The sequence below is a fragment of the Streptomyces sp. NPDC058307 genome (assembly GCF_042880295.1).
GTDB lineage: Bacteria > Actinomycetota > Actinomycetes > Streptomycetales > Streptomycetaceae > Streptomyces.
On the sequence record NZ_JBHVYZ010000010.1, the window covers coordinates 14,333 to 37,468 of the forward strand.

The window sequence follows — 23,136 nt, forward strand, 5'->3', positions numbered from 1 at the left end:
CCTGCCTCCGGCAAGTTGGCCGCCGCCTCCCTGATCGACCGGTGCGTTCGGCGCGCCCCTCTCCCCGTATCGCCGGGCACGGCGTGCGCACCGGTCTGCTTCACCTCACTCATCCGCTCCGTTCGAAGAGGAACGCAATGCGAAGATGGCCACGCCGCCTCATGGCGGCCCTGGGCAGCGCGGCTGCCACGCTGGGACTGGTGCTCGTCCCCAGCACGGCAGCCCACGCGGCGACCTGCACCACGTACTACATCTCGTCGTCGTCCGGCAGTGACAGCAACGACGGATGCAGCACCAGCACCCCATGGAAGACGCTCACGAACGTCAACGCGACGACGTTCACGGCCGGCAACCAGATCCTGTTCCAGTCCGGCGGTTCCTGGACCGGTGAACTCCAGCCCCAGGGATCCGGCGCCTCGGGGAACCAGATCGTGGTCTCCAGCTACGGATCCGGTGCCGCTCCCATCCTCAACGGAGGCGGTGCCGCGGCCACCATCTACCTCAAGGACCAGCAGTACTGGACCATCCAGAACCTGGAGATCACCAATCCGGCCGCCAGCGCGGCGCTGCGCAGCGGCATCCAGCTGGAGAACGACACCACCGGCATCCTCGCCGGAATCCACATCCTGAACAACAACATCCACGACGTGAAGGGCTACTGGGCGAACGTCCAGAACCCCGTCCAGCCGAGCCAGTCCTCCGGCATCGCCTTCGACGTCACCGACAACAACACCACCAGCGGCTGGGACGACGTCCAGATCAGCAACAACACGCTGACGCACGACGACGCCGGCGGCATCTACATCGGCTCACTCGTGGGCCTGAACCACAACATCAACACCACCAACGTCGTCATCGACGGCAACACGCTCACCGACATGGGCGGCAACGACATCGTCTGCGTCTTCTGCGCCTCACCGGTCATCCAGAACAACGTCGCCACCGACAACGGCTACCGCTACTCGGGCGCCGGCCTGTGGAACGGGTGGACCACCAACGCGGTGTTCCAGAACAACGAGGTCTCCCGCCAGTACCGCAACTTCGTCGACGGCCAGGCCTTCGACATCGACAACAACAACACCGGCACCGTCATCCAGTACAACTGGAGCCACGACAACCCGTTCGGCTTCACCGAGTGGTGCTGCCGCAGCGGCTTCGGCGCCAAGTCCTCGGTGATCCGCTACAACATCAGCCAGAACGACGGCGCGTCCAACGCGGTCTTCCCCGGCATGGGCGGCGTCGACAGCAACACCACCGCCCAGGTGTACAACAACACGATCTACATGGGCGAGGGCGACAACGGCGGCGTGACCGGCGGCACCCCTAACAGCACGGTCGCCTTCTCGAACAACATCGTCTACAAGCTGGGAACGGGCGGCTACTCCACCACCAGAACGACGTGGACCCACAACCTGTTCTACGGCAACCACCCCGCCAGTGAACCGGCCGACTCGGCGAAGATCACCGCAGACCCGCTGTTCGTGAACCCGGGTGCCGGCGGAACGGGCCGGTCCTCCGCGGCGGTCTACAAACTGCGCAGCGGCTCACCCGCCCTCGGCGCGGGCGCGGTCGTCTCCGGCAACGGCGGCCAGGACTACTTCGGCAACACCGTCTCCGCCACCGCAGCGCCCAACATCGGCGCCTACAACGGCCCGGCCGTCTCCGGACCCACGGCCCACGCGGGCGCGTACTGGCCGCTCGACGAGGGCTCAGGTACCGCCACCGCCGACCTCACCGGCGGCGCCAACAACGGCACACTGCAGGCAGGGGCCTCCTGGACGACCGGCAAGGTCGGCTCGGGCGCGGTCAGCCTGACCGGCGCGAGCAACTCCTGGGTGGACGTGCCCACCCCCGCCGTCGACACCAGCGGCAGCTACACGGTCTCCGCCTGGGTGAAGCCGAACAGCGTCACCGGCAACCAGACCTACGCGAGCATCGACGGGTCGAACATCAGCCCCTTCTACCTCCAGCTGTCGAACGGCACCTTCGCCTTCACCGTCCGCAGCTCCGACTCGACCGGCGCGACGTTCAAGCAGGTCACCGGCGGCAGTCCCGCCGTCGGCACCTGGTACCACCTGACCGGTGTGTACGACAACAGCGCCCACACCATCGCGCTGTACGTCAACGGCCAACTCCAGAGCACCACGGCGTTCTCCTCACCGTGGAAGGCCACCGGCCACACCACGATCGGCCGGGCCAAGTGGAACGGCGCGAACGTCGACTTCGCCAACGGCGCCATCGACGACGTACGGATGATCCCCCGGGCGATCACCACCCGTGAGGCGTACGCCCTCGGGACCGGCGCCGCGGGCTACTACCAGCTCGACGAGGGCAGCGGACAGACCGTCACCAACGTGCTCGGCAACACCGACGACGGCTACACCGAGGGCAACGCCACCTGGGCGGGCAGCGGCAAGGTCGGCAGCGACTCGCTCAGCTTCGACGGCACCGCCGTCACCATGGCGGTCGTCCCTTCCTCGGTGATCGACACGAGCCAGAGCTACACGGTCGGTGCCTGGGTGAAACTCAACTCCGTCAGCGGCAACAACCAGACCTTCGCCAGCCTCGTCGGCGGCAAGGTCAGCCCCTTCTACCTGCAATTGTCAGGAGGCAAGTTCACCTTCGTCACCCGGGCCTCCGACGCGAACGCGTCCGCGGCCACATCAGTGACGGCCGGCTCCGCGGCGACGACGGGCACCTGGTACCACGTCCTCGGCGTGTACGACAGCAGCGCACAGACGATCTCGCTGTATGTCAACGGCACCCTCCAGGGCAGCACGTCGTTCACCTCCCCCTGGAAGGCGAACGGCGCGACCCTCATCGGCGCGGGCACCTACAACCAGGGGCCGGTGGACTTCACCAACGGCCAGATCGACGACGTCCACTTCTACAACCGGGTGCTCAGCACCGCTGAGATCCAGACCCTCGCCGCCGGCTGAACCAGCGGCGCCGGGCGACGGGTGCCCACCCGGTCAGAGCAGCACGCGACCCGGGCCGGGCACCCGTCGCCCCTTCGGACGTACCCACGAGAAAGGAGCCGACGATGAGCACCTCTACGCACCGGCCCCGGACACCGGCGCAAGACCGTCCGCGCGGCAACCGTGGCGGCCGGGGCCGCACAGCCGCCTCGGCGCGTACGTCCGCCGCGGCACGCCCCACGGTGCCGCTCTGGCTGATCGCCGTCGCCGCGGTGCTGGCCGCGGCAGCCGTCACCGCGGCGGTCCTGCTCCCTGACATGCGGAACAGCCGGCCACCGGCCCCACCCGTCACAGCGGTGGTGGCCACGATCGACGGCCAAGAGATTCCGGTACGAGAGTTCGCCCTCTACCTCGCCCAGGAGAGAGCGGCGACCTTCACCCACTTCCGGCAGAGGTTCGGGGCCGTGGACGGCCCTCACTTCTGGACCACTCCGCACGACGGCCGGACACCCGCCGCATACCTCCGCGAGCGGGCACTCGCCGACGTCACCAGGATCACCGTCGAGTTGACCCTGGCCCATCACCAGGGCCTCGTGGCGGATTCCGGGTACGACGCCTTCCTGCACAACTGGCAGACGGAGAACGCCCGCCGCCGAAAGGCCGTCGCCGCCCACCAGGTCATCTACGGCCCGGTGCAGTACACCGAATCGAACTACTTCACCTATGTCCTGAGCAACCTCGCCGCCGCCCTCCGGGACAGGCTCACCGACACGCGGGCCATCAGCACGTCCGACAGCGCCCTTCGGTCCTACTTCACCGCCCACCGCGGCGACTTCCCGCACCAGTCCTTCGCCGCGGCACGCGAGGAGGTCCGGCAGGCGTATGTCCTGGACCGCTACCAGGCGGTGATCGGCCGCCTCACGGCATCGGCCCGCGTCAGCGTGCACCACGCGGTGTTCGACGCCCTCCCGGTGAGCTGACCCACTGACAGTTCAGCCCTTCACCGACCGGGCCGAGCCCCACAGGGCGCCCGGGTTGACCCGGTCCGGGTGGATCTCCAGCATCGCTTGGTAGAGCTCCTCCGTGGAGGCGGTGCGCGCGACGCAGTCCTCGAAGTCATCGATGTAGGCGCGGGTCTCGGCGAGGATGCCGGGGGAGTCGGGCCGGCCGGGACGCTTGTGCCCCGCCACGACATGGTCGGCTCCGAGGCCGGCCAGCACGCCGAGCGCCTCCTTCCACGCCTTGCGGCCCTCGCTCGGCGACTCGGCGAGATAGAGGTGCACGTCGTTGTAGGCGGCATCCCCGGCGACCACGAGCCCGATGGACGGGACGTGCAGTGCGGTCGTGTCGTCGGTGTCGGTGTGACCGAGCGGCACGACCGTCAACTCCCGGCCCTCGAGTTCGAGCACCCGGTCCTCCATCGGGTCGGCTGCCACGAGGCGGTCCGGGATCTGGCCCGGGAACCTCGCGTTCCAGAAACTCTCGACGAAGCCCGGCTCCATCTGCTTCGCCATGTGCTCGACGACCGCCGGCGTTGCGACCGCTCGGGCGTTCGGGAAGCGCTCAAGGAGAGTCGCCAGCCCGAACCAATGGTCTCCGTGCCCGTGGGTGACGTAGACCGTCGTCAGATTCCGGTCGTACGCTTCCACCCACTCGGCGAGCGCGACGGCTTGCTGGACCGTCATGACCGGGTCGACGAGTACCGCGTCCCGCTCGCCGTAGACGAGCGTCGAGGAGATGGGCGACCACATCCGCCGCTCCACACCGGGCGGCAGATCACTGATCTCGGTGGGGATCGAGGGTGAGATGTGGACTGCGTATCGTAGGTCCTTCTTACCGGCCATGGCCGACTCCTGTCGTTTGGTCGTCATGGGGCCCGTGCCCCGCGGTCGAGGCGGCCGTGTGGGGCGCACTCGTTTCTATGCCTGCAGAAACTTCCGGAACCAGTCGAGTGCTTCCGAGCCGGCGCGCTCGAACTGGGCGCGGTACGGGTCGAAGTGGCCGCCGGGGATGAGGATCAGCTTCTTGGGTTCGAGGGCGTCCTCGTAGGCCTCGAGAGCGACGTCGGTCACCGTCAGGTAATCGTCCTTGGCAACGATCATCAGCAGAGGCGTGGGGGACACCCTGCGGATGAACGACCCGGGCTCGTACATGCGCGCCATGCGGGTGGAGCGCACGGTCACCTTGTTCTCCCAGACTCCCTCGGGAAGTTCCTGGAGATAGAAGTCGACCGCGTCCGGGGAGTAGTAGGACGCGCGGACCGCGGGATCGGCGCTGACGATCTGCTGGTAGTCGAGTGGTTCTCCGCGGGCGGCTCTGCGCTCCTCCTCCGAGAACCCCTCCTCAAGGGCGGGAACGAGATGCGGAGGCACCCGCCGAAGGCCCTGCCGGTAGCCGCTGATGTTCGGGACCTGCGCGACGACGGCCTTCAGGCGCCGGTCCGTGGCACCGAGCACGATGGCGTGCCCGCCGGCGAAACTGCTTCCCCAGACGCCGAGCCGGTCCGGATCGACCTCGGGCTGCGCCTCCAGGAAGGAGATCGCCCGGCGCCAGTCCTCGGCCTGCACCCACGGATTGACGTCCTGACGTGGCTCGCCGTCGCTGGCGCCGAACGTGCGGTGGTCGTGGAGGAGTACGGCGAAGCCCGCCTCGGCGAACCGCCGGGCGAAGCCCTCCAGGGCGTGCTCCTTGACGCCCGCGTAGCCGTGAGCCATGGAGATGGCCGGATGCGGACCTTCGCCTTCGGGTACGAAGTACCAGCCGCGCAGAGTCACTCCACCGTCGGCGGTGAAGGCCACGTCTCGCCTGTCAGCCATGGTTTCTCTTTTCCTTGGTGTCACTCCTGCCGCGCCGGGTGGGTGGCGGGCCGGTGGGGTGGGCTGCCGTCGGGGGGCCGTCGGCGAGCCAGGACTCGATCTGCTTCCAGCCCTCGGACCATTCCGGGTCGAGCATCATGGTGTGTCCGACGCCGGCGATTTTCCGCAGTCGCGCCCCGTAGCGCCGCGCGGTGGACCGTACGGAGACGAGGGGCACGAGCCGGTCCTTCGCGGCGGCGAGTACCAGGACCGGCAGCGGCGGCACGCGCGTCGGCCGGTGGAAGAGGAACTGGTACTGGACGAGCGGGGAGTCGGGGGTCAGGCGCTTGCTCGCCTCGGCCGTCGCCGGGTCGTCCGGGTAGGCGTAGAGGATGTGGGGACCGAGCTTGAGCGGCCTGCCGGCCATGTAGCGCGGCACTTCCCACGGCTGCCGGCGCAGTACCGCCAGAATCGTGTGCACCGCGGGGCGTGGGGGCAGCGGAGCGACCAGGATCATGGCAGCGGCGTTCGCCGCCGCGGCCGCGCGTTGGACGACGAGCGCGCCCATGGAGTGCCCGATCAGCACGACGGGCCCCGGGAGCGAGCGTGCGGCGCGGACGACGTCGGCCTCGTAGTCGCTCAGCGCGGAGCGGGCGGTGGTGCCGCCGCTGCCGCCGTGGCCGCGCAGGGAGACCGCCCAGCTGTCGTGTCCAGCCGCGGCCATCCAGTCCTCCCAGACCCAGGCGGCGTAGCCAAGACCGTGCACGAACAGCAACTGGGGCGTTCCTGGTGCCGCGGGTCTCAGTGGCGCGGCGTGGAGCATCTCCAGTGCCGGTTCCCCGGTGAGACCTGGAAGCGTTGTTGCTCTCATAGCGGCGGACCCTAACAGCCTGGTACACAGGTGACAACGGTATGGCTCTGTCATTTCTTAGATGACGCACACCTGGCGTTGTCACATATGTAAGCGCTACGCTCCTGTACACATCAGGGGTCGTCCCTCTCGCCCCGCGCTTCCCGGGGCTATCTGCAACCCGGTACCGACCGGGAATCGAGTCGGCCATCGTCGCGGCGCCGAGAGCAGGCCGAGACCGGCAGCCCTTCGGATGAGGCGTTCAACGGAGAGTGCAAATGATCATCGATACGGCATCGCTCGACGCCAGGTCGAGCTACAAACTTCTCATCGGCAGCGTTCTGCCGCGCGCGATCGCCTGGGTCAGTACCCGGTCGACTGCGGGCATCGGCAACGTGGCCCCGGTGTCCTTCTTCACCGTCGTCGGCCGCCTCCCCCCGATCGTGTCGATCTCCCTTCAGCCCCGCTCCGACGAGATCACGCTGAAGGACACGTTCGTCAACATCCAGGACACCGGTGAGTTCGTGGTGAACATGGCGTCGATCGGCCATGCCGACGAGGTGCACCGCTCCGCCTTCGAGTTCGACCCGGAGGTCGACGAATTCGAGGCACTCGGCCTGGAGAAGGGCACGTGCGAGGTCGTAGCGGCGCCCCGGATCGCCGACGCCCCCATTTCCCTGGAGTGCGTGGTCGATCGGATCATCCCCATGCCCCCGATGCCGGACCACGTGGTCTGGGGGCGCGTGGAGCGCTTCCACGTGCGCGACGACCTCTACCTGCCCGGCGGGCGCATCGACATCGGTGCCCTGGGGGCCGTTGGGCGTCTGGCCGCCGAGTACTCGCTCGTCGACAACATCTTCACCACGCCCCTTCCCGAGGAGCTCGTCGAGCGTCTGCGCGTGACGCGCAGCGCGCGGCTCGACGAACGTCCGACGGACTTCTCACCCATCGACACGGCGGAATGGTCGCCTTCCGGATCAACGAGGACGGAACCGAAATGACCAGAGACCTTGTTCGCACCGACCCGGCCGGTACCGGCGGTGGCGAGGCGCTCCCGCAGGCGCCGACACTGCTGCTCGTCCACGGCTTCCTGGACGATGCCACCGTCTGGGACGGCTTCGTCGAAGCCCTGAAGGGTGCCGTGGCGACGGCCCGTATCGATCTTCCGGGTTCCGGGACCCGTGCGTCCTCCGCCGGGGACGTGGAGAAGCTGAGCCTGGCCCTGTTCGCCGACGAGGTCGCATCCGTCGTCGACGACATCAAGGGCCCCGTCGTCGTGGTGGGCCAGAGCGTGGGCTCCCAGGTTGCTGAACTCGCGGCCGCCGCCCGGCCCGGGCGCGTCGCCGGACTGGTTCTGCTCACGCCGGTCCCGCTCGGGGGCACCCGTCTGCCCGAGGAAGCCGTCGTGCCGTTCCGGGCACTCGGCGGGAACGCGGAGGCCCAGCGTGCCGTTCGCACCCAGCTCTCGCCGGCGCTCGACAAGGAGGCACTGGACGAGCTGGGCCGAAGCGGCCTGCTGGTCGCCCCGCCCGTGGTCGCACGGTACGTCGACATCTGGAACAACGGTGCCGAGGAGGCACCGGAACAGAGCGCGTACTTGGGCCCCGTCCTCATCGTCCGGGGCGACAGCGACGGTTTCGTCACCGAGGAAGTTGTCACGGGTGCCATCGCGCCTCGCTTCCCTGCTGCGCGTCAGGCGACGGTGCCCGGCGGTGGGCACTGGCTGCACGTGGAGCACCCCCACGCCCTGGCCCGCGAAGTCCTCGGCTTCCTCCAGAACCTGAATGCCGGCGATGCGGCTTCGGGCTGGCGCAGCGGCTTCTCGGAACATTCCGAGAACACCTTCGCCCAGGGCTTCGCCGAGGATGTCGTGCTGGAGGCCAGCATTCTTGCCCGGCCGATCGCCGGTCGGTCGCTCGTCGCCTCCGCTCTCGCGGCTGCGAGCACGATCTACGAGTCGCTGGAGTTCACCGCCGAGGCCTCCGCCGCCACCACGACCTACCTGCAGTGGAAGGCGACGGCGTTCGGTGGAGTGGAGTTCTCCGGCGTCACTTTTCTGGAGAAGAACGCAGAGGGCGATGTCGTCCGGGCGGCGATCCACCATCGTCCGCTCGGAGCAGTCCTGCGATTCTCCGCCACGGTCCGCGACCGGCTGGCCGGCATCGTCCCGCCCGACCACTTCTATGCGGGCGACCCGCAGCCCGCTCAGGGCGCATAGCCCAGTTCCCCGTATGTCGCGCGTGGCCACCTTCAGCAGCCGTGTCCGCAGGAAAGAAATGGAAGACCGATGAGCCATCTTGGGTTCGACATCAACGACCACGTCGCCGAGATCGTCCTGGACAACCCGCCGCAGAACCGTATCGACGAACAGATGGCCGAGGAGCTGCTCGCAGCGGTCGAGAAGGCGGAGTCATCGGGGGCGCGGGCGATCCTGCTGCGGGCCGAAGGGCCTGACTTCTGCTTCGGCGGGGACATCGTCACGTGGCCCGACCTCGACGTGCGGCAGCTGCGCATGCTGTTCGAGCGGTACATGTTCGCCTTCAACCGCTTCGAGCAGATTCCCGTGCCAGTGATCGCAGCGGTGAACGGCCTGTGCTTCGGCGGGGGCTTCGAACTCGCCCTGCGCTCCGACGTCATCTTCGCCGGCGAGGGCGCACGGTTCGGGCACCCCGAGCAGACGCTGGGCATCGTCACCCTGCTTGGCGGCATCTACCGAGCGGCCGCTCGGGCCGGCCGCGCCAGGGCCTACGAATGGGCACTGACCTCGGAACAGGTGCCCGCTGCCACCATGGCGCAGGCCGGAGTCGTCAACCACGTCCTCCCCGATGACGAAGTCCTCGAAGCCGCCCGGGCGTTCGCGCGCAAGGTGGCCGCAGGGCCCACCCGGGCGCACGCCGCGCACAAGGCGCTGTTGCGGATGTGGGAAGCGGGGGGTGTGAGCGCAGCCGACGACTCGATGTTCGACATCGCCATCCCCCTCTTCGAGTCCAAGGACGTGGCTGTCGCTCTCACGTCGGCCGTGACGGCCTACAAGGCCGGACAGCCCCGGCCCACCGTCGACTTCACCGGGGAATAGGGGTTCCCTCGCGGGGCCGTCGTGCAGGCGGCCCCGCTCATGCGCTCTGGCCATGGGTCACAGGTGAAAGCGATAGGCTCTTACAGAGGCGATGCAAGAACCCTGACGGCACCAGGAGGACACGATGAGTGCGGCGGTCCAATGGCCGGCCTCGGCCCGCTATGAGGAAGTCGAGCACAACGCCCCGGGCGGGCTGGGATTCGTACAGGACCTCTTGAACACAGCGAGCCTGGGCAAGCCACGCCGGCCTGACCTCCTGGAGTCCGTCGATACGGCGGAGCCGTGGCTCCGGTCCTCCCTCGCAACGCTCAGCAGCATCGACTCCACCGCTCCTTCCGCTCCAGGCCCCCTTGATGCACGGGGCCTCGCTCGCCTCCGATCGCTGCGCGACGACCTCCGTGCCGCGCTGGCCACCGGGCATGCCGACGAACCATCCGCCGCCGTCGCCGCGCCGTCGATCGAGACGACGGCAGCCGTCAGTCTGGACGCCGGAGGCGCGCGGCTGCACGCTCGCGGCAAGGGTGTCGAACTTCTCCGCTCGTACGTCATGATCCAACTGGCCGCAGCCACCTATGCCGACACGATGCGGCGACTGAAGGTGTGTGCGAACCCTCGCTGTCGCGGCGCGTTCTACGACCGTTCCAAGAACTGCTCGCGTCTCTGGCACGACGTCACCACCTGCGGGAACACCCAGAACGTACGGGCCTATCGGGCTCGTCTGAAGGAACGCGGGCTCTCCTCGGCGCGGTGATGCGACGGCGTCCGCAAGCGGACGCCGTCGCGCGCGGTGCGGGCGCTGCCGAAGATGCTCAGTCACAGAGACCGAGTAGGCCCGGCCGGACGGCGACGCCGAAGCATGGCTGACGCCTCCCGCCGCGGCACGCCGGGCGACCTCGCCGTACGGTGTGATCTGCCCGGCGGAGTTCGCGGGATGCTCGTCGGCTGCCGCTTCGTCACGCGGGCCGTCTCCAGCTTGAGCCCCGTGCGGCCTCGCGTCGAACGCGGGCGTCGCTGATCGCGGGGCAGGCTCTGCAGGCGGCCTTCGCTGCCCCGATCTCACCTACGTCACCAGCCCTCTGCTGCCGGAACTCCCTTCGGCCGGAGGCCGGTTGCCAACGGCACCTGGGTTCCATGAGCGGCGCCGCCCTCGGACCCAAGCCCACCGCGCTGCCGACCGACCTCGGTGCTGGTCTCACCCGGCCCGCCCAGTCCGGAACCGCCGCCCAGTCGCTGTCTGCGCCGTTCGCTCTCGGTTCGGCGATCAACGCAGCCGGCCGCACCGCCCTGCACGTGACTACGGGTGCCAAAGGCGGCTGACCCGGCCCCGGGTGAACCCTTTGACGCATGGCCCAGTTGCCCGGCGGAAGTGCGGCACAGCCCCTCGACAACATGCCTTGTACATAGTCATTAGCATTTTGACTATGTACGAATCGCCTCTCTCGATGTACCGTTACCGCCAGCGGGGCGGCATTGAGGCCGCTTCGCGAAAGGGTGATGTCACGTGATCTCGAAAGTTTGTCCGAGTGTCGCCGAGGCCGTGGCGGGCATCGAGGACGGGGCAACGATCATGATCGGTGGCTTCGGCAGAGCCGGTCAGCCCGTGGAGTTGATCGACGCCCTTCTCGAGCAGGGCGCCCGCGAACTCGTGGTCATCAACAACAACGCGGGCAACGGAGACACGGGCCTGGCCGCTCTGCTCGCCGCAGGCCGCGTCCGCAAGATCATCTGCTCGTTCCCGCGCCAGAGCGACTCCTATGTCTTCGACCGCCTCTACCGGGCGGGGAAGATCGAGCTCGAACTCGCCCCGCAGGGGACACTGGCTGAACGCATCCGAGCCGCAGGCGCGGGAATCGGCGCCTTCTTCACTCCAACCGGCTTCGGCACCCCGCTGGCCGCCGGCAAGGAGCATCGGGTCATCGACGGGCGCGACCACGTGCTGGAACACCCTCTGCACGCCGACCATGCGCTGGTGAGCGGCCATCTGGCCGACCGCTGGGGCAACGTGGTGTACCGCAGGACCGCGCGGAACTTCGGGCCGATCATGGCTGCCGCCGCGCAGAGCACCGTCGTACAGGTGGACCGCGTCGTGGAGTTGGGCGCGATCGATCCCGAGACCGTTGTCACGCCGGGGATCTTCGTCGATCGGGTGGTCGGTGTCGGAGAGCGGACGTGGCTGCGTGAGGGTGCCTTCGTCGGCGCCGCGGACGCGGAGGGCAACCCGAACCCGAGCACCATCGAATCACGGGACGAAAACCGATGACCGTTCTCAGCCCCGGCCTTTCCCGCCGCGAACTCGCCGCCCGCATAGCGCTCGACATTCCCGAGGGCTCCGTCGTGAACCTGGGGATCGGCGCGCCGACGCTCGTGGCCGATGCCATCCCCGAAGACGTGGAAGTCGTCCTGCACACCGAGAACGGCATGCTGGCGATGGGGCCCGCACCAGCGCCAGGCCGCATCGATCCAGACCTCATCAACGCGGGGAAGCAGCCGGTGACCGAGCGGCCGGGAGCCTCCTACTTCCACCACGCCGACTCGTTCGCCATGATGCGCGGAGGGCACCTGGACATCTGCGTGCTCGGGGCGTTCCAGATATCCGAGCACGGCGACCTGGCCAACTGGCACACCGGCGCCGTCGACGCCATACCCGCGGTCGGCGGGGCGATGGACCTGGCGATCGGTGCCAAGTCGGTGTGGGTGATGACTGATCTGCTCACCCGGGACGGCACACCAAAACTCGTCACACAGTGCACCTACCCCCTCACCGGCGTGGGCTGCGTCACCCGCGTCTACACCGACCACGCGGTATTCGACATCACCCCCGCCGGCTTTGCGGTGCGCGAGTTGTTCGGCACCGCCACGATCGACGCGCTCACCTCGGCGACCGGCCTGCACCTCAGGGATGGACGAGCTGTCCCCCTTGCCGACCGTTCCTGACAAGACGCCAGCACAATCCCGCCACTCGACGACCATGAACGAAAACGGACGAGGTCATGACCGCCAGCTTCGTATATGACGCGCTACGAACCCCTTTCGGGAAGTACGGCAAAGCACTGGCGGGCGTACGCCCGGACGACCTCGCCGCACATGTCATGAGCGCCCTCGTCGAGCGGCAGCCGGACCTGGACCCGGAGCGGATCGACGACATCGTCTTCGGCAACGCCAACGGCGCCGGCGAGGACAATCGCGATGTGGCCCGAATGGGCGCACTGCTGGCGGGGTTCCCCACCAGCACGCCCGGCGTGACCGTCAACCGCCTGTGCGGCTCCGGAGTCGAGGCGGTCATCCAGGGCAGCCGCGCCATCGAAGCAGGTGACGCAACGCTCGTGCTCGCCGGCGGCGTCGAGTCGATGAGCCGCGCACCGTGGGTCGTGCCCAAGCCGGATCGAGCCTACCCGGCAGGCAACGCGACCATGGTCTCCACAACCCTGGGATGGCGGCTCGTGAACCCCCGCATGCCCGAGCAGTGGACCATCCCCCTGGGACAGACAGCCGAGATCCTCGCGGAACGCTTCGCCATCTCACGCGAGGAACAGGACGACTTCGCCCTGCGCAGCCATCAGAACGCGGCGCGCGCATTCACCGAGGGCGCCTACGCGGCAGAGGTCATCGGTCTCCCCGGTGTCCACCTCGACCGTGACGAGGGCATCCGCGACGACACGAGCATGGCCGCCCTCGCCGCGCTCAAGCCGGCATTCGTCGCCAACGGAAGCGTCACAGCGGGCAACTCCTCTCCCCTCAACGACGGTGCCTCCGCAGTACTGCTCGGAGCCGAGAACGCACTGCCCGGAACACAACCCCTGGCCCGCATCACCGGACGAGGAGTGGCCGGCAACGACCCTGACGTCTTCGGCATCGCCCCGGTGGAGGCAGCCAACCGCGCCCTCGCCCGCGCCGGCAGAACCTGGTCGGACGTCGACCTCGTCGAACTCAACGAGGCATACGCCGCCCAGAGCATCGCCTGCATGCGGCTCTGGCCCGAACTCGATCCCCGGAAGGTGAACGTCGACGGCGGCGCCATCGCCATCGGCCACCCCCTCGGCGCCTCCGGAGGACGCATCGTCGGACACCTCGCACACGCACTTGCCGCACGCGGCGGCGGTATCGGAGTCGCCGCGATCTGCATCGGCGTCGGCCAGGGACTCGCGGTAGTGCTCGAAGCATGACCGGGCACACCACATCGGACAACGGCGGGGTTTTAGCCCACTGTGTGCAGCGGGATCCTTCGGATGGCGGCGACGCCGATACCGCCGCCGCGCGCCTGCCGGCCGAGGCGACCGCTTTCGCCCGCACGGCCGCCCGGGGTCCCACCCGCGAAAGCCCCTGCAGGGCGGCGATACCCACACCCCACCCTGGTAGAAGGAGAACGACGAAATGACGCTCCAAATAGGTGACCTCGCCCCCGATTCCACGGCAGAGTCCGCCACCGGTGAACTGCGTTTTCATGAACGGCTCGGCGAGAGTTGGGGAATATTGTTCTCCCGTCCCGCCGAGCTGGCCGACCTCGCTCGCCGCGAGATCCCGACCGGGCGGCGAGCGAGGGTCCGGGCGTTGACGCTTCCCGCGCACCAGCTGTGGCCTGTGCATATGCCGGCGGCCGCGGCCTGCTCCTGGTCGCCAAGCTCGCCGAGCGCTGGGGCCACCGCACAGCAGTGAGGGCAAGGTCATCTGGGCCGGACAGACCATCCCGGGCAGAGGCAACTCCGAGCGCAGACCTGTGACGGCGGACTTGAGACCGTAGAGAGACGAGACCACCCGGGGCCGGCTCGGGGCTCGCGGAGCACGATCAGTCGATGAGGGCGGAATGTCCTTTCGGCTCCTGTCCTTCGCGTCGCAGTCTGGAAGGTGACGTGTCGAACCACCGACGTACCGCACGAGTGAGGCTGGACTGTTCCTGCATCCCCGGGCTGGCCGCGATCCGCGAGAAGGACAGGTCGGTCGTCGTGATCAAGTCCAGGGCCTGACTCCTGCGTACACGATCGACGACACCGGAGAAGGTCGTTGCCTCCTTGAACAGGGACCGCTGCAGTGAACGCGGGTGGAGACTCAGCAGGCGCGCGACCCTCGACAGGTCAGGACCGCTGGATCCGAGCTGTTCGCTGAGAATCGCTGCGACCAGGTCCGACATCGGCACGTGCTGGTGGCCGAAGTGTGTTTCGAGATGGTCCATCGCGATGTCGTGAAGCAGGTCGTCGCCGCCGCTGACCGGTGTCGAGAACAGTTGGCTCGGGACGCGCAGGACCGCGCTCGGACAGTCGAATCTGACCTCGGCCCCGAAGTGCTTCCGGTAGGAGCTTTCCTGTGCCAGGCGAGCGTGTGGAAGCAGGACCGAACGAAGCCCGTAGGGTGCGTCGCCGTGGATGAGTGTCAGGACTGGTGGACGATCCCGATGCCGTAGTCGATCGCCTGTGGTGATGCGTTGATGCCCATGGTCGCCTAGCGAAGGCCGACCACACCGGGACTTCCCAGCGGATCGTCGGTTTCCTCGAGTGAGAGAGCCGGGCTGTAGACGAACAGGTACCGGCTCGCGCACTCGACGGCCTCGCCGATCGTGCGTGAGTTCTCCATGGCGATCGCCAGCGGTCCCAGCACATGCAGATCCTGTTGCGCCGCCATCCTCAACCCGAGGTCCGGAAGCGCGAATCGGCCGGCCGTTTCCTCGAGAACGCGCTCGACCAGTCGGAGACTGGCGAACGAGTTGCCCTCGGCGATCCTCCCCTCGTCGAAGCCATAGCCGCGAGGAGTTCGGGGCCCGAGCCGCCGATCTCGGTGACGAGCGCGGACAACCCCTGCAGGGCAGAGCACCGGACAGGAAGATCGGTGTCACGCAAGGACAAATCCTTGTCAACTCTCGACGGAACTCCCGTCCGAAGTGGCTGGCATCGCAGAAACCCCACCGGTGCGCGATCGCGGCAATGGAGAGGTTCGTGTTCACCAGGTCGGCTCTGGCCGCTGCCAGGCGGTGCATGCGGATGACCGTCCCGACGGTGTCCCCGGTCGACGCGAAGGCCCGGTGGACCGTCCTCGGAGAAACGCTGTGGGCGGCAGCGAGGTCGGGCCGGCGAGGAGTGGGTGTCAGTGGTCACGAGGTACCTCCGGGTGCGGTGTTGTCGGCCCCCGCTCCAGCCTCCTCGCCCGCATGCTGGTCAGTGGCATCCTCGTACCGGGCGTGGGCCCGGTGGTCGCCGGGGTGGAGCCCAGGGCCGTCTTCCAGAAGATCCTCCAGGGCGGGCTGGTCGACAAGAGCGCGCTGCGCGAGGACTACGTGGACGAACTCCTCCAGGTGGGCCGCCGCCCTGGCTACCCGGCCGTCGCACGAGGCGTGTACCAGGCTCTGCCCAGCCTCATCGCGGCCCGCTCGCGCTACCCCGAGGTCAAGGCTTCCGTCCACTTTGTCTACGGCGAGAAGGACTGGTCCCGCGTCTCGGGCCGGGAGGCCAACAAGAAGCTGCTGGCGGCGGCCGACTTCACGCAGGCCGCGGAGGCCGGCCACTTCATCGCCCTGGTACGGCCCGACGCGCTGGCCGACCTGCTGACCCTGCCGGCGTGACCGCCGAGCGTGCCATGGTCACCCCCGTTCGGGTGTAGTGCGCACGGGGGGACGGGCCGGACCATGGCGCGTGACAGCGTCGTGGCACGCAAAGGAGCAGCACATGGCGGAGATGCAGATCGAGTTCGATGTCCCGGCTCAGATGCGTGACGGCACGGTGCTGCGCGCGGATGTCTACCGGCCCGGGGGTACCGGGCCGTGGCCGGTCCTGCTGAGCCGGCTGCCGTACGGCAAGCAGACGCCTCTGGCGGGCATCGTCCTCGATCCCCTCGCGGCGGCCAGGCGCGGCTTCATGGTGGTCATCCAGGACACCCGTGGCCGGTTCGCCTCCGAGGGGCAGTGGGAGCCGTGGACGTACGAGGAGAGCGACGGCTACGACACCGTGCGGTGGGCAGCCGCCCTGCCCGGCGCGAGCGGCTCCGTCGGCATGATCGGCGGCAGCTATTTCGGCAACACCCAGTGGATGGCCGCGCTGTCCAAGCCACCGGAGCTGAAGGCGATCGCGCCGATGGTCACGTGGTCCGATCCGGACGACGGACTGTGGACGCGCGGCGGCGCGATCGAACTCGGCATCACAGCGCCCTGGACTCTCATGATGGGCGCCGACGCGCTGATGCGCCGGCACAGCACCGACCCCGCCGCTCTCGTGGGCGGCATCACCGGCCTCGTACAGGATCTCGACGGCCTGGCGGGCGGCGGTTACGGAGAGCTGCCGGCCGGGCGGTTCCCCGCGTTCGCCCGGCACGACCTGCCCGAGCTGGGTTACGAGCGGTCACGGCGGGAGCCCGAATGGGCGAGGTCCTGCCGGGTGACGGACCGGCACGACGAGGTCGACCTGCCCACCTTCCAGGTCGGCGGCTGGTACGACATCTTCAGCCAGGGCACGCTCGACAACTTCACCGCCATGCGCGGCGCCGGCCGGTCCGGCACGCTGGTCATGGGCCCGTGGAGCCACGCCAACCAGCAGCACGTGATCGGCGACGTCAACTTCGGGTTCGCCGCGAACTCCCAGTTCATGGGCATGCGCGGACGCCTGCACGACCTGCAACTCGACTGGTACCAGCGCACGATCGGCGACGGGGAGGCTCTGGAGCCGGACACCGGCAAGGTGCTGCTGTTCGTCATGGGCATCAACCAGTGGCGCGAGGAGACGGAATGGCCCCTGTCGCGGGCCGTGGACACCGACTTCCATCTGCGCGCCGACGGACGCCTGACCCCTGAGCCGCCGTCCACCGCCGAGCAGCCCGAGGAGTTCACCTACGACCCCCTGGATCCGGTGCCCACCACCGGCGGCGCGCTCCTGCTGTCCGAGGAGTTCCGCCCCGGTCCCCTCGATCAGTCCGCCGTGGAGGTGCGCCAGGACGTCCTGGTCTTCACCACCGACCCGCTCACCGAGGACACCGAGGTGACCGGCCGGGTCCGGGCGGTGCTCTTCGCCGCCACGGACGGCCCCTCGACCGACTGGGTGGCACGGCTGTGCGACGTCGACGAGAACGGTGTCTCCCGCAACGTGACCGACGGCATCGTGCGGGTGCGCACGGCGACGCCGGGCGAGGCGGCAGAGCACGTCGTGGACCTGTGGTCGACGAGCATCGTGTTCAGGGCGGGACACCGCATACGGGTCCAGGTCACCTCCAGCAACTTCCCCCGCTGGGACCGCAACCTCAACACCGGCGAACCCGAGGACAGCGCGACCACGGCCCGAGTGGCGCGGCAGCAGGTCTTCCACGACCCCGCACGCCCCTCCCGCATCGTCCTGCCCGTGGTCCCGGTTCCAGCGTGACCGGGAGCGAGGGGGAGCCCGCCGATCCGTTGCTCCGGTGGGCAAGGGCGCCGACGTAGCCATGTCGGCTCGGTCGAAGAGCGGCAGGCATCCTGCGGCGGAGGCGATGACCTCCCACGGGCGCCTGCCCCTCGGCAAACGCCGCGGTGAAGAATCCTCGGTCAGCAGACCGAGGAAGGTTCCGCTCGACCGGCCTGCGATGACGCGGCCGGATCCGGAGGGGGCGGCCATCCGGTCGAGTACGGCACCGAGGTCCTGGGCCAAGGGTGCACGAGTGGCCCGCCTGCTCGCCCTGATGCCAGAGTTGGCCACCGAACTCCAGCTGGTGGTCAAGGCCCGCTACGCCGCCCACGATTCACTTCATCGGCGTCATCGGCGCCCTGCCCAAGACCTCCAGCGACAAGACCCAGCGCTACCTGCTGCGCAACCGCCGGAGCACCGAACCGAACCCGCCGCCTCGGCGCCACGTCGACCGGCATGGAACCTCTGCTCCTCGAGCAACGCGGCACCGTCCGGTGGCTGCTGCTCAACCGCCTCGAGCGGCGCAACGCCCTCGAGTAGAGGCGGCGGACGGGCAGCCGTCCTCGACGTCCGTGTGCGGGTGCGGCGCTTGGTGTGTTCCACGCGCGGCTGCCGGCCGCCCTTCCGCAAGCGGATGCCCGGAGTCTTTGGGCGTGACCAGCGACGCACGGCGCGTCTGACCAGGTAAGTCAAGGCTGTGGTGAAGGAGTTGGCGGGCGGGCGCGGGATCTCGTTGGCCGGAGATACTCGCGGCCGTCCTGCTCGCCACACGGCCCTGCGCGCCCTGCTGCGCATCCCGTTGCCCACCGGGCGGACGCCCCGCGTGATCGGCGTCGACGACTTCGCTCTGCGCAGGCCGCACCGCTATGCCACCGTGGTGATCGACGCCGAGACCTATGAGCGGATCGACGTGCTGCCCGCCCGCACCACCGACACGCTGGAAGCCTGGTTGCGCGGGCGCGAGCATCCGGGCGTCGAGATCGTGTGCCGTGACGGCTCCGACACGTCCCTGGCGAGCGTGAAGAAAGCACTCGACGCGGGCGCGGTTGCCGGGGAAGGCGTCCTCCACGGCGTCCGCGGCGCCGGCCCGGTCGGCGGGCAGAGTCACATCGTGTCGACCGGGTCCCACGGCGAGATACAGGTCGTGCTCCTGGACGAACTACAGCGAGTCAGCGACGCCCAGCTTCTCGAACAGCCCGCGCAGCACGTACGGCTGGACTTCCAGGCCGACTCCGGACAGCTGGTGCAGCGCCGTCTCGAACTCGAAGCGGCCTCGCCGAAAGGAGGTGGCGCAGCCCCCGGGGACGTTGTGGCGCTCCGCCAGGAGGGCGTCCGGTCCCAGCGTTGGAGGGTGGCGGCGGTCGGTCCGGCGTTGCCCCGCGCCGATCACCACCGCGTCGAAGTCCGTCGTCGTGGTTACTGTTCGGCGGCCTCTCGGGCGATCTGCTCGAACTGGGCGCCCATGGCCTCGCCGAGCGCCTGGGCGGCGGAGAGCGGGCGCACCATCACCGTGAACTCGTCGATCTTCCCGTCGTCGTCGAAGTGCAGGAAGTCGCATCCCTGGAGCTGCTTGCCGGCGACAGTGGCGGTGAAGACGAAGGCGTGATCGCGGCCGTCGGGATTGGCGATCTCACGGACGTAGGTGAAGTCCTCGAAGACCCGGAGCACGCCGCGCAGGATCGCCGCGGTGATCGCCTTGCCCGGGTACGGCTTGAAGGTGACGGGGCTGGTGAAGACGACGTCGTCGGCCAGCAGAGCGGCCACGGCGTCCAGGTCGCGGCTCTCGACGGCCTTGCGGAAGGGATGCATGAGCCCACCTCGATACTCAAGAATTTGAATAGGTGCGGTAGAGAATAGAGGGCCCGTTAGGACTTGTCTATAAGGGGAGTGGTGACTATTTAGTCGCGTTGTTGATTAATCTGTTAGCGTACATTCATGGCTTTGCGGAACGCGGTGATGGCCGCACTGTTGAAGGGCGAGGCGTCCGGGTACGACCTCGCGAAGGCGTTCGATGCGACGGTGGCCAACTTCTGGATGTCGACGCCTCAGCAGCTCTACCGGGAGCTGGATCGCATGGAGGCCGAAGGGCTCGTCACGGCCCACGTCGTCGAGCAGGAGCGCCGCCCCAACAAGCGGCTGTTCTCCTTGACGGAGGCCGGGCGGAAGGCCGTCCACGCCTACACCGCCGAGCCCTTGGGTAAACCGGCGGTGGTCCGGGACGAGTTGCTTGTCAAGGTGCAGTGCGTGGACGTGGGTGACATGGAAGCGGTCCGGACTGCCATCGCGGAGCGCATGGAGTGGGCCACCGCCAAGCTGGCCCACTACGAGAGGCTCCGCCAGCGTCTGCTCGACGGGCGTTCGGAGGAGGCGTACTTCACCGAGGCCGAGCGCATCGGCCCGTATCTCACCCTGCTGCGCGGGATGTCGTTCGAGCGGGAGAACCTCCAGTGGGGGGACATGGCGTTGCGCAGGATCGAACAGCGCACAGCCGTACCGCGGGCCGACGGCTGACCGCGGCGATCCCACCTGCACGATCAGTCAGCAAAGTGAGGGGTGGGGCGGTCGTGCCCGCCACGCCCCTCACCGGTGCTCGGACTACGCCCGGGCGAGGACCGGCTGCGGTTCCTCGTCGGCGGGAATGCGATGCAGCCCCTTGCGGTCGTAGAACCGGGTCACGCCGAAGCCGAAGAGGCCGGCGACCGCGAGTCCCACGCCCAGCATCACCCAGCCCCGGGTCAGACCCGCGTCGGCCTGGGCGTCGTAGTAGAGGATGGAGCGGACGGCGCCGGTGATCTGGCGCAGGGGCTCGAACTCGCCCAGGGCGCGGTAGAAGCCGGGGAGGGCCTGGAGGGGGACCGTGGCGCCGGACGTCGGTACCGCCATGGCGATGTAGAAGATCGTGATGAACAGCATTCCCGGCGTGCCGAACACGGCGAGCAGTCCGAGCCCGCCGATGCCGACGACCGCGATCGTGCACACGGAGAAGAGCCACAGCAGGGGCAGGTGAGAGGCGTCCATGCCCATGATGCCCACCGCACCGGCCAGGGCCAGGCTGCCCATGAGCAGGGACAGACCGATCATGAGCGTGCTGCTGATGGCCAGGGTCTGGACGCGAGTCGCGCGCAGCAGCGGGTTGTGGATCCGTAGCGGGCCCATGTCGTTGTGGGTGTAGCCGAGGGCGTGGTCCACCTGGCCGCTGATGACGTTGGCGGCGAGCATGCCGCAGACGACGAGGACGAGCGAGTAGTAGAAGGCGCTCAGACCGAGGCCGCTGTGCGAATCGAGCGGATGTCCGTCCTCGATCTGCACCGCGGCCGGGTCGGCCAGCAGCAGGCGCGCGGCAGCGGGCAGTTCGGCCCGCGCGGCCTTGGCCTGAGCGGTCAGCTGTTCACCCACCTGCGCGGAGGCCGACTGCGCGGCCGTCGTCGTGGCCTGCCGCGCCATGCTCGACCCCACGCTGCCGGCGGACTGGTTGGTCAGCACGGTGAGGGTCGGACGGACGGGCTTGCCGGCCACCCCGGCGCCGGTGAGGGCGGCGACGGTGGCGGTGAAGTCGCGGGGCACGACGAGCGCGCCGAACAGCTTGCCCTTGCCCAGTTCCTCCTTCATCTCCTGCTCGTCCATCACCTTCCAGTCGATCCTGTCTCCGCCCTTTGTCGACTTCTTGATCGACTGGGTGATCTGCGCACCGAGGTCGGTCTGTTTGCCACCGACCTTCGACCCCTCATCGGCGCTGACCAGACCGACGGGCAGCTTGTGCAGGTGGCCGGCAGGGTCGATGTTGGCGCCGACGTAGAACACCGTGAACAGCAGGGCCACGAAGCCCACGATGACGCCGTTGACGGTCCACAGACGCTTCGCGCGCAGGACGCGGAAGGGGTGGGCATTACTCATTTCCAGCTCCGGTACGAGGAAGGGAGAAGTGCAGCAGAAGGGGCCGCCGGCGTCGTCGCGGGCGGAGCCTCATACGGCCGAGGAGGTGTCCCCGGTGGACGCGACCACCGGGGACAGGGCCGGCCGCTTGGCGTGGCGGCCGTCGCCGGAGGAGCGGCCCCGCAGGCGGCGGCCGACCCAGGGGCCGAGGAAGGTGCCGGCCCAGCGCAGTTCGGCCCCTACGGTCCTCCAGCCGGAGATACCTGTCCTCTCGGCCGGAAGAGGACGGGTCCATGTGTCGTCGCTGTCCGGCAGACCGAGCGCCTGGGCCACGGCAGCCGCGATGCGCGCGTGCCCCAGCGGGCCCGCGTGCAGCCGGTCGGTGCTCCACAACCGCGGATCGGTCGCCGCCGCGTGTGCGGCGGTCTCCGCCACCACCACACCGTGGCGGCCGGCGGCCTCCCGGACGCGTGCGTTGAGCGCGAGAACACGGTGGCCGATCGGGCGGGCCAACGGCGTGATGCGCCCGACGTCGGGAAACATGAGGGTCGCGACGGTGGCGCCCTGCGCGGTGAGGGCGGCGAACATCGCCTCGACGTGGCCGGCCACCTCGTCGAGGTCACAGCTCGGACGCAGCACGTCGTTGACCCCGGCCACCACGGTGGCGAGGTCGGGCCGCATCGCGAGCGCCGGGGCGAGCTGTTCGGCACGCACCTGACCGGCCTTACGGCCACGCACCGCGAGGTTGGCATAACGCAGTCCGGGGCTGTCGCGGGCGACCTGCTCGGCGAGCCTGTCCGCCCAGCCCCGAAGACCACGGACGTCGTCGCCGTCTCCGAGTCCCTCGGTATGACTGTCGCCCAAGGCGACATAGCGCAGGTACCCACTGCTCGACACAGGACCGACCGCCTCTCGTCAACGCTGCTGAAGAAGTGGCACACGGCCAGCACTAAACAACTATGCACCTACTCATATTGTTGAGTATAACGATAGCTGCGGGCCACCTTCCTGCAAAGTGACGCCGCTCATGCAGCAGAAGCCGTCGAGTGCGATCCATCGCCGCAGGCCACTGCCTCGGTCCCGCGCCGACCTCACCGCCCGTTCCCTCTTCAGGCCTGAGCGCGGACCACGGTCAGCGCCGGCACCCTCGCGCCTGGGTCTTCAACGGCATGCACAACGAGGACGCGGTCGGCTTTACCATCGCCCGCCGTTTCGCGCCGAACCGCCCGTACCGGGTCACCTTCAACGGTGGCGTCCACGGCCCGGGCGACAA

The 23,136-nt window shown here is 68.8% G+C and carries 20 protein-coding genes and 3 pseudogenes; 13 read left to right on the top strand and 10 right to left on the bottom strand.

The window, feature by feature from the left end; all coding sequences use genetic code 11:
* Positions 1-137: 137 nt before the first annotated feature.
* Together ACFVYN_RS09960 and ACFVYN_RS09965 are read left to right on the top strand one after the other, a co-directional pair.
* Complete coding sequence (locus ACFVYN_RS09960) at positions 138-2,939, top strand: LamG-like jellyroll fold domain-containing protein (RefSeq protein WP_389995168.1); 2,802 nt, start codon at positions 138-140, stop codon at positions 2,937-2,939.
* Between the two features lie 104 nt (positions 2,940-3,043).
* Positions 3,044-3,898 (top strand): hypothetical protein, encoded by an 855-nt coding sequence (locus tag ACFVYN_RS09965; RefSeq protein WP_389995171.1) that lies wholly within the window; start codon positions 3,044-3,046, stop codon positions 3,896-3,898.
* Positions 3,899-3,910: 12 nt separating this feature from the next.
* Here the strand turns inward: ACFVYN_RS09965 and ACFVYN_RS09970 are convergent, their stop codons facing one another.
* The 3 genes from ACFVYN_RS09970 to ACFVYN_RS09980 all read right to left on the bottom strand — a co-directional run bounded on the left by ACFVYN_RS09970 (position 3,911) and on the right by ACFVYN_RS09980 (position 6,584).
* Positions 3,911-4,762 (bottom strand): MBL fold metallo-hydrolase, encoded by an 852-nt coding sequence (locus tag ACFVYN_RS09970; protein WP_389995174.1) that lies wholly within the window; start codon positions 4,760-4,762, stop codon positions 3,911-3,913.
* A gap of 75 nt (positions 4,763-4,837) precedes the next feature.
* Positions 4,838-5,734 carry an alpha/beta hydrolase gene (locus ACFVYN_RS09975; protein WP_389995177.1) on the bottom strand — a complete coding sequence of 299 codons (897 nt, stop codon included), beginning with the start codon at positions 5,732-5,734 and terminating at the stop codon, positions 4,838-4,840.
* Positions 5,727-6,584: an alpha/beta hydrolase gene (locus ACFVYN_RS09980; RefSeq protein ID WP_389995180.1), complete on the bottom strand. Its 858-nt coding sequence runs from the start codon at positions 6,582-6,584 to the stop codon at positions 5,727-5,729. Before ACFVYN_RS09980 ends, ACFVYN_RS09975 begins: the two co-directional genes overlap by 8 nt.
* 257 nt (positions 6,585-6,841) lie before the next feature.
* Here ACFVYN_RS09980 and ACFVYN_RS09985 point away from each other — a divergent pair, with 257 nt between their 5' ends.
* The 7 genes from ACFVYN_RS09985 (at position 6,842) to ACFVYN_RS10015 (ending at position 13,802) form a co-directional block, all read left to right on the top strand.
* The gene (locus ACFVYN_RS09985; protein ID WP_389995183.1) at positions 6,842-7,564 is read left to right on the top strand and encodes a flavin reductase family protein; all 723 of its coding nucleotides are present in this window, start codon (positions 6,842-6,844) and stop codon (positions 7,562-7,564) included.
* Positions 7,561-8,781: an alpha/beta fold hydrolase gene (locus ACFVYN_RS09990; protein WP_389995186.1), complete on the top strand. Its 1,221-nt coding sequence runs from the start codon at positions 7,561-7,563 to the stop codon at positions 8,779-8,781. Before ACFVYN_RS09985 ends, ACFVYN_RS09990 begins: the two co-directional genes overlap by 4 nt.
* A gap of 69 nt (positions 8,782-8,850) precedes the next feature.
* Positions 8,851-9,639, top strand: a complete 789-nt coding sequence (locus ACFVYN_RS09995; protein WP_389995189.1) for an enoyl-CoA hydratase/isomerase family protein — start codon at positions 8,851-8,853, stop codon at positions 9,637-9,639.
* A gap of 124 nt (positions 9,640-9,763) precedes the next feature.
* Positions 9,764-10,390: a CGNR zinc finger domain-containing protein gene (locus tag ACFVYN_RS10000; protein ID WP_389995192.1), complete on the top strand. Its 627-nt coding sequence runs from the start codon at positions 9,764-9,766 to the stop codon at positions 10,388-10,390.
* Between the two features lie 750 nt (positions 10,391-11,140).
* Positions 11,141-11,899: a 3-oxoacid CoA-transferase subunit A gene (locus tag ACFVYN_RS10005; protein WP_389995195.1), complete on the top strand. Its 759-nt coding sequence runs from the start codon at positions 11,141-11,143 to the stop codon at positions 11,897-11,899.
* Entirely contained in the window at positions 11,896-12,573 is a 678-nt protein-coding gene (locus tag ACFVYN_RS10010) for a 3-oxoacid CoA-transferase subunit B (protein WP_389995198.1), read from the top strand. Before ACFVYN_RS10005 ends, ACFVYN_RS10010 begins: the two co-directional genes overlap by 4 nt.
* 56 nt (positions 12,574-12,629) lie before the next feature.
* Positions 12,630-13,802, top strand: a complete 1,173-nt coding sequence (locus ACFVYN_RS10015; RefSeq protein WP_389995201.1) for a thiolase family protein — start codon at positions 12,630-12,632, stop codon at positions 13,800-13,802.
* 620 nt (positions 13,803-14,422) lie between these two features.
* Here ACFVYN_RS10015 and ACFVYN_RS10020 read toward each other — a convergent pair.
* From ACFVYN_RS10020 to ACFVYN_RS10030, 3 genes and pseudogenes are all read right to left on the bottom strand, one after another.
* Positions 14,423-14,806, bottom strand: coding sequence for a helix-turn-helix transcriptional regulator (locus ACFVYN_RS10020; protein ID WP_389995204.1), 384 nt, complete (start codon positions 14,804-14,806; stop codon positions 14,423-14,425).
* 266 nt (positions 14,807-15,072) lie between these two features.
* Positions 15,073-15,441, bottom strand: coding sequence for an AraC family transcriptional regulator ligand-binding domain-containing protein (locus ACFVYN_RS10025; RefSeq protein ID WP_389995207.1), 369 nt, complete (start codon positions 15,439-15,441; stop codon positions 15,073-15,075).
* A gap of 55 nt (positions 15,442-15,496) precedes the next feature.
* Positions 15,497-15,715: pseudogene (locus tag ACFVYN_RS10030) on the bottom strand (helix-turn-helix transcriptional regulator); the annotation flags it as partial.
* A gap of 39 nt (positions 15,716-15,754) precedes the next feature.
* On the opposite strand from ACFVYN_RS10030, the pseudogene ACFVYN_RS10035 reads away from it, so the two are divergent.
* The 3 genes and pseudogenes from ACFVYN_RS10035 to ACFVYN_RS10045 all read left to right on the top strand — a co-directional run.
* Positions 15,755-16,186: pseudogene (locus tag ACFVYN_RS10035) on the top strand (alpha/beta fold hydrolase); the annotation flags it as partial.
* Between the two features lie 103 nt (positions 16,187-16,289).
* On the top strand, positions 16,290-17,969 hold the full coding sequence (locus ACFVYN_RS10040; RefSeq protein ID WP_389995210.1) for a CocE/NonD family hydrolase: 1,680 nt from the start codon (positions 16,290-16,292) through the stop codon (positions 17,967-17,969).
* 568 nt (positions 17,970-18,537) lie between these two features.
* A pseudogene (locus ACFVYN_RS10045) lies at positions 18,538-19,023 on the top strand (transposase); the annotation flags it as partial.
* 126 nt (positions 19,024-19,149) lie between these two features.
* Here ACFVYN_RS10045 and ACFVYN_RS10050 read toward each other — a convergent pair.
* Both ACFVYN_RS10050 and ACFVYN_RS10055 read right to left on the bottom strand, forming a co-directional pair.
* Positions 19,150-19,383, bottom strand: coding sequence for a hypothetical protein (locus tag ACFVYN_RS10050; RefSeq protein WP_389995493.1), 234 nt, complete (start codon positions 19,381-19,383; stop codon positions 19,150-19,152).
* Positions 19,384-19,406: 23 nt separating this feature from the next.
* Positions 19,407-19,799, bottom strand: a complete 393-nt coding sequence (locus ACFVYN_RS10055) for a nuclear transport factor 2 family protein (protein ID WP_057616073.1) — start codon at positions 19,797-19,799, stop codon at positions 19,407-19,409.
* 126 nt (positions 19,800-19,925) lie between these two features.
* Here ACFVYN_RS10055 and ACFVYN_RS10060 point away from each other — a divergent pair, with 126 nt between their 5' ends.
* A complete protein-coding gene (locus ACFVYN_RS10060; RefSeq protein ID WP_389995213.1) occupies positions 19,926-20,501 on the top strand; it encodes a PadR family transcriptional regulator in 576 nt (191 codons plus the stop codon).
* Positions 20,502-20,585: 84 nt separating this feature from the next.
* On the opposite strand, the gene ACFVYN_RS10065 is transcribed toward ACFVYN_RS10060, so the two are convergent.
* Entirely contained in the window at positions 20,586-21,884 is a 1,299-nt protein-coding gene (locus ACFVYN_RS10065) for a DUF3533 domain-containing protein (protein WP_389995216.1), read from the bottom strand.
* A 69-nt stretch (positions 21,885-21,953) separates the two neighbouring features.
* Positions 21,954-22,760, bottom strand: coding sequence for an SGNH/GDSL hydrolase family protein (locus ACFVYN_RS10070; protein WP_389995219.1), 807 nt, complete (start codon positions 22,758-22,760; stop codon positions 21,954-21,956).
* Positions 22,761-23,136: the final 376 nt, after the last annotated feature.

Coding starts and splice junctions, on each gene's coding strand:
- ACFVYN_RS10055 (WP_057616073.1), bottom strand. CDS start 19,799: ATGCATCCCTTCCGCAAGGCCGTCGAGAGCCGCGACCTGGACGCCGTG.
- ACFVYN_RS09960 (WP_389995168.1), top strand. CDS start 138: ATGCGAAGATGGCCACGCCGCCTCATGGCGGCCCTGGGCAGCGCGGCT.
- ACFVYN_RS10010 (WP_389995198.1), top strand. CDS start 11,896: ATGACCGTTCTCAGCCCCGGCCTTTCCCGCCGCGAACTCGCCGCCCGC.
- ACFVYN_RS10000 (WP_389995192.1), top strand. CDS start 9,764: ATGAGTGCGGCGGTCCAATGGCCGGCCTCGGCCCGCTATGAGGAAGTC.
- ACFVYN_RS10065 (WP_389995216.1), bottom strand. CDS start 21,884: ATGAGTAATGCCCACCCCTTCCGCGTCCTGCGCGCGAAGCGTCTGTGG.
- ACFVYN_RS09985 (WP_389995183.1), top strand. CDS start 6,842: ATGATCATCGATACGGCATCGCTCGACGCCAGGTCGAGCTACAAACTT.
- ACFVYN_RS09965 (WP_389995171.1), top strand. CDS start 3,044: ATGAGCACCTCTACGCACCGGCCCCGGACACCGGCGCAAGACCGTCCG.
- ACFVYN_RS09990 (WP_389995186.1), top strand. CDS start 7,561: ATGACCAGAGACCTTGTTCGCACCGACCCGGCCGGTACCGGCGGTGGC.
- ACFVYN_RS09970 (WP_389995174.1), bottom strand. CDS start 4,762: ATGGCCGGTAAGAAGGACCTACGATACGCAGTCCACATCTCACCCTCG.
- ACFVYN_RS10060 (WP_389995213.1), top strand. CDS start 19,926: ATGGCTTTGCGGAACGCGGTGATGGCCGCACTGTTGAAGGGCGAGGCG.
- ACFVYN_RS10015 (WP_389995201.1), top strand. CDS start 12,630: ATGACCGCCAGCTTCGTATATGACGCGCTACGAACCCCTTTCGGGAAG.
- ACFVYN_RS10040 (WP_389995210.1), top strand. CDS start 16,290: ATGGCGGAGATGCAGATCGAGTTCGATGTCCCGGCTCAGATGCGTGAC.
- ACFVYN_RS09995 (WP_389995189.1), top strand. CDS start 8,851: ATGAGCCATCTTGGGTTCGACATCAACGACCACGTCGCCGAGATCGTC.
- ACFVYN_RS09980 (WP_389995180.1), bottom strand. CDS start 6,584: ATGAGAGCAACAACGCTTCCAGGTCTCACCGGGGAACCGGCACTGGAG.
- ACFVYN_RS10020 (WP_389995204.1), bottom strand. CDS start 14,806: ATGGACCATCTCGAAACACACTTCGGCCACCAGCACGTGCCGATGTCG.
- ACFVYN_RS09975 (WP_389995177.1), bottom strand. CDS start 5,734: ATGGCTGACAGGCGAGACGTGGCCTTCACCGCCGACGGTGGAGTGACT.